1 protein-coding gene and 1 pseudogene are annotated in these 1,001 nt (G+C 81.7%); both read right to left on the bottom strand.

All coding sequences use genetic code 11. The features are described 5' to 3' along the window. A pseudogene (locus tag ACFV0G_RS39670) lies at window positions 1-317 on the bottom strand (hypothetical protein); the annotation flags it as partial. Window positions 318-494: 177 nt separating this feature from the next. After that, on the bottom strand, window positions 495-1,001 hold a 507-nt coding region (locus tag ACFV0G_RS39665; RefSeq protein ID WP_380558885.1), incomplete at its 5' end, for a hypothetical protein.

The following is a 1,001-nucleotide window of genomic DNA, read 5'->3' as shown; positions in this document are numbered from 1 at the left end:
ACCCTGCGCGGGCGGGGCGACCGGCCGGCGCGCCGGGGCCACTCCGACGGGGCCCGGGGGGTGCGCACCGCCGCCGGGGGCGCGGGGCCGGGGGGCCCGCCGCCGGGGGGGTCGCGCGGCCGCGCGGCCGGCCGTGCCGTGCCCTGCAGCCGGTCCTCCGCGATCTGCAGCATCCCGGCGCCGTACAGGAAGGCGTCCAGCCACCGGCCCTCCTCGGCGGCGGCGACCAGCCGCGGGGAGAGCTCCGGCAGACCGGCGTGCAGGTCGGTCACGGCCGGGGCGGGGTCGGCGGCCGCGGCCCGCCGGTCCGGCCTCATCCGGCGGCCCGGCCCGGTCGGGCGCCCGCGGCGCGGACGGCGGCGGGCGGCGGCGGGAGGGTGCGGACACGGGGCATCGGCGGAGTCCTCTGGCGTCGTTCGCCCGCTCGGACGGGCGGCCCTGGTCTCCAGACTGCACCGCGTACGGGCGGGCGGCACCTCGTCGCCCGGCCCCGCTCAGTACCGCTGTGCCCGGACGACCTTGGCGTTGGCGGTCTGCACCTGCTTGTCGCCGTGCGCGAGGACGGTGCGCCGCTCGCCCGGCCCGACGTCCCGGGTGCCGACGACGACGGTCTCCACGGTCGCCCCGGAGGAGTCGGTGAAGTCGACCTGGACGGCGTAGCTCGCGGCGGCGGAGGTGGAGTTGGTGATGGTGAGCACCGCCGCCGGGAAGCCGTCGGTGGCGGTGGTGGGCAGCCCGGTGATCTGGACGTCGGAGAGCGCGTTGCCGGTGCCGGTCGCCGCCGCCAGCGTGGCGGAGGCCTGGGCCCTGGCCATCGACACCTGCGCGGAGACGGAGGACTCGAAGGCCGCGGCGCGGGACTCCACGGAGGCGGCGGCCGCCGGGGCCGAGGCCGGCCGGGCGGTGGGCGCCCCGGGCACGGACGGGGGGGCGGCGGGGGGCGCCGCGGGGGGGGCGCCCCCCGCCCGCACGGAGTGCGAGGGGGGGGGCCGGGCGGGGGC

Origin of the sequence: Kitasatospora sp. NPDC059571 (assembly GCF_042735675.1) — a bacterium.
In the GTDB taxonomy this organism is placed as follows: Bacteria; Actinomycetota; Actinomycetes; order Streptomycetales; family Streptomycetaceae; genus Kitasatospora.
This window is presented reverse-complemented; position numbering and strand designations above follow the sequence as displayed.